This is a genomic window from Thalassotalea sp. 1_MG-2023 (genome assembly GCF_030546745.1).
GTDB lineage: Bacteria > Pseudomonadota > Gammaproteobacteria > Enterobacterales > Alteromonadaceae > Thalassotalea_C.
This window is the reverse complement of record NZ_JAUOPD010000050.1, coordinates 1-3,799: the sequence shown is the minus strand read 5'-3', so window position 1 is coordinate 3,799 and position 3,799 is coordinate 1. Positions and strand designations below refer to the sequence as shown.

4 protein-coding genes are annotated in these 3,799 nt (G+C 37.7%); all 4 read left to right on the top strand.

Annotated features, from left to right (window positions below):
* The first annotated feature begins 243 nt into the window (after positions 1–243).
* The 4 genes from Q4489_RS18075 (at position 244) to Q4489_RS18060 (ending at position 3,715) form a co-directional block, all read left to right on the top strand.
* Complete coding sequence (locus tag Q4489_RS18075; protein ID WP_303483306.1) at positions 244–1,140, top strand: hypothetical protein; 897 nt, start codon at positions 244–246, stop codon at positions 1,138–1,140.
* A gap of 266 nt (positions 1,141–1,406) precedes the next feature.
* A complete protein-coding gene (locus tag Q4489_RS18070; protein ID WP_303483304.1) occupies positions 1,407–1,634 on the top strand; it encodes a DUF6429 family protein in 228 nt (75 codons plus the stop codon).
* A gap of 143 nt (positions 1,635–1,777) precedes the next feature.
* Positions 1,778–2,887, top strand: coding sequence for a serine hydrolase (locus Q4489_RS18065; protein ID WP_303483302.1), 1,110 nt, complete (start codon positions 1,778–1,780; stop codon positions 2,885–2,887).
* 306 nt (positions 2,888–3,193) lie between these two features.
* Positions 3,194–3,715, top strand: coding sequence for a hypothetical protein (locus tag Q4489_RS18060; RefSeq protein WP_303483300.1), 522 nt, complete (start codon positions 3,194–3,196; stop codon positions 3,713–3,715).
* Positions 3,716–3,799: the final 84 nt, after the last annotated feature.

Genomic DNA, 3,799 nt, shown 5'->3' with positions numbered 1-3,799 from the left:
GCTATAGTTGCTGCTATAGCTAGGGTCTCACTTTACCGAATAAGTTTAAGTTTTGTGGGTTTATTATCCATACAAGCCATTACAGTAACGGGACTGCTAACTGCTTGCTCGGTTCCGCTTCGCTTCACAATTTTAGCAAGCTATTATCAGCCCCTGAATGGGACGTTATATGCACTGTAGAATTAATTGTCATCTTCAGTATGGAAATTAAATCATTTATTGATATTAAATTAAGGATAAATTATGAGTCGTATTTTCATTTCAATTTTTATATTTATCTCTACTATAACTTTGAGTTTTAGTAGTTATGGCCTAGATAAATCTCCTGCCACAGATGATCGCTATTTTGGTGAAACACCGCCGAGTTTAATACCCATACCTTTTACACCTAGCATCCCATCAGTAGATGGTAAATTTGAAAACGGTATTTTCTCGCCCGATATGCAAGAGTTTTATTTCACAACATTAATCGGCAAGGAAAAGAAGCGCGCTTCTTTTGTGGTATATTATGAAAATAATCAATGGGGTGAAGCGATTAAAACCGACTTTAAATGGCCTATGTTCTCTGTTGACGGTACTAAAATGTATATTGGTAAAAGTTATCGAGAGAAAACGAAAACGGGTTGGTCTGAGTCTAAGCCTACGGGAGCGTTTCTTAAAGAGCAGGCTCATGGATTATCAGTTTCGTCAAACGGAACTTTTTTTTTCCCATTTTTCAAAAAAGAAGATAAGGGGCGTGGTAATTTAGGTTATTCACGTATAGAAAACGGGCAATATCAATCGCCAGTAAAACTCGCGACTCATATTAACCAAGGGCAATACATAGCTCATCCACACATTTCCCCTGACGAATCTTATTTAATGTGGGATGTTGAACGAGAGGATAACTTAGGCAGCAATCAGCCTGATATTTATATCAGCTTTAAAGAAAGCGATGGTTCATGGGGACCTGCAATTAATATGGGTAGTAAAATAAATACGGCGCTTTATGAACAAAGCCCGCATTTAAGCCCTGATGGAAAATATTTATTTTTTATTCGTGGTGAGTACAAAAAGCACAAAGATGGTACTCAATATTGGCAAGGAAGTAGTTATTGGGTAAGCGCACAAGTTATTGATAATATCAGACCTAAGCTCTAGACATTAAGTGGAAAAGTGCATATAACAACACGCCCTGAGGTGGACAGCAAGTATTAAAACTTACTTTCCACTGCATACTTTAATAAAGGTGAACCCTGATCTTCCCCCATTTTAGTGGACACCTCCTCATCACATTGAGGAGGCTACAATGCCCAAATATACACAACCTAGAAAAACAGTTGGTTTTTGCTCCTGTGTGTCTTATGTTAATCATCAGTGAGTTATTCATTAAGGTATTATTTGTCCACCAAACTTGGGAGATTACGATGGATATCGATGAAGATAAAATAGATGAAGCAGCCCTTGCTTTAATGTATTTGACTTTACATGACCATGGTCGAGCATGGAAACAAATCGACTGGGAGGTAACAAATAGGCTTTATGAAAAAGGGTTAATTTGTGACCCCGTAGGAAAGGCCAAGTCAGTGCAATTAACAGGTGAAGGCCTTGAGTTGTCAGAAAAGTTGTTCGAGACGTTGTTTGCTAAGAAGTAGCCCATGAGCAAATAGTCGTAATTTAAAGCGAGGTTGCTAACAGTTTACTCGGTTTCGCTTTTTTACACATTTTAGCTAGTATTACTATGTCGTTTAATGCAGCGTTCAAAGTGATAATAATAAGGTATCTGATGAAATATCTAATGTTGATAATTGTAGGTTCTTTACTGACTTCAACTGATTCATTTTCAAATGAATTTAGCGAAAAGGTAGATACACTTTTTTCCACGAATATCCAGAAGGATGCGCCTGGATGTTCTGTCGGTGTAATTAAAGACGGCACCTTCATTCATAAAGCTGGTTATGGTCTTGCTAATATGGAACTTGATGTGGCTTTGAGTGGTGATAATGTGCATCGGATAGCATCGGTATCCAAACAGTTCACTGCAATGGCAGTTTTACTACTGGCTGAAGAGGGCAAGATTGATCTGGAAGAGGATATTCGAACTTATTTGCCATCGCTGAAAAACTACGGTGAAAAAATAACCATAAATTCTATGCTTGGTCATTTTAGTGGAATGGCTGATTATGATTTTATTTCCGGAGGAGAAAGAGGGGACGTTGAAAACGGACTGAATATTCACTCTGTTGCAGGTGGACCGTTTCGGCTTGGAAATGAAGATTATCTGACCATTGAAGAATTTTATGATTTGGTTAAACAAGTTCCACTTCGTCACGCACCCAATGAAAAATGGGACTATAGCAATCTGGCCTATTTTTTACTTTCGATGCTGGTAGAAGAAGTATCAGGTGAAAGCCTTCGACAATATGCAGATAAGCGCATTTTTAAACCTCTGGGTATGACGAACACATTTTTTAGCGATAACCCTACTGAGATCGTTAAGAACAGAGCGAGTGGATACAAACCAACGGAAGAGGGAGGTTATATAACTGATATGACAAACCTTTTTTGGGTGGGTGATGGTGGTTTGCATACAACCGTTTCTGACATGTTGAAGTGGGATCAAAATTTCTATAACCCAAAAGTAGGAAAAAAGCCTGCAAAACTGCTTGAGTTACTCAATAAACCCAATAGCAACTTTGACAAACGTGGGATGCTATATGCCAATGGGCAGATGATTGTTGAAAGTAATGGCCGAAAATCATTTTCGCATGGCGGTGGGTGGTTAGGGGTCAGAACCTTTTATGAACGTTTTCCAGCAGATAGATTCTCCACCATTATTCTGTGTAATGACAGTAGCCAAAACCCTCGTGAATATGCCAAGCAAATCGCAAAAGCTTATTTTAAATGAAAATTGTAAAGTTGTGAGTATCCAAACTTATAACAAATTGCGCAAACATGACGAGAAAACCGGCGCACTTAAACGAAACGCTTGCAAGCTTCTTCTTTGAAACACGAAACAAGGTGGGCTTTTAAACTCTTAACTCGTTTATTTTTTAAAGGGTATCGTTTTAACTAATGTAAAAATCGTATGGGTATTTTTACTATGATTAGTGTGATTTTTTAAGTAAAGTTTAGAATATCAAACACCTGTTGAATTTGAATTGGCAGGAACTTTAAAATGGAAAGTGTAAATTTTGGCAGGGAAATTACTTAAATGAAACATATATTATTAACCATTATTTTACTTCTGCTTATTGCTTGCGGGGGCGGTTCTGATAAAAATGACTCTAACAACGATAATTTGTCACCCGATGAAGGCAGCTTTACTTTACATAATGTGAGGTTTGACTCACAAGACTATTATGAAGGAGAGCAGGTTACTGTTACAGAAGGCACTAACTTTGAGGTGCAATGGGTAGCACCCGATTCATCAGCCTATAGAATAGATTTACACTTATCGGCTAATGATCAAACGCCTTCTGACGCGAATAAAATAGTTAGCTTAAGATGCGGTAACACTTCTTACTCACTGTGTCCTAATGCAACAGGTGAGGTTGAATGTAGAATTGATGATAACAATTTATCTTGCTCTATTGAAAGTGACTCATTAGGTAGCGAAGCTTTTCAGGAGAGTGACTTATCTAGTTTAAAGTTTATTGTAAGTGGTTGTGGTGTTGATACTAATTGCGATGTTAAAACATTTAAATTAAAGGTAGAAAAACCAACGGGTAATTAAGGGTTGGTTGTAGTGGTCAACTAAAACTGGCCACCTTGTTATAAGTTTTCCAATATTTGTGTTCGGCCTCTAATGGCGATAACC